We start from the raw sequence: 225 nt of genomic DNA on the forward strand, positions 1-225 counted from the left end.
CGAACCCCTGTTACCGCCGTGAAAGGGCGGTGTCCTGGGCCTCTAGACGAAGGGGACGTATCAGTCTGCTTCGCAAGACGCCTTGCTTTTCACTTTCTATCAGACAATCTGTGTGAGCACTTCAAAGAACGCTTCTTTAAGGTAAGGAGGTGATCCAACCGCAGGTTCCCCTACGGTTACCTTGTTACGACTTCACCCCAGTCATGAATCACAAAGTGGTAAGCG

General features: G+C 51.6%; 1 rRNA gene. It reads right to left on the reverse strand.

Features of this window, described 5'->3' with window-relative positions:
- Positions 1-142 precede the first annotated feature (142 nt).
- Positions 143-225 (reverse strand): 16S ribosomal RNA (locus tag A7Z06_RS21600); the annotation flags it as partial.

The sequence above is a fragment of the Escherichia sp. MOD1-EC6819 genome (genome assembly GCF_002965765.1).
GTDB lineage: Bacteria > Pseudomonadota > Gammaproteobacteria > Enterobacterales > Enterobacteriaceae > Escherichia > Escherichia ruysiae.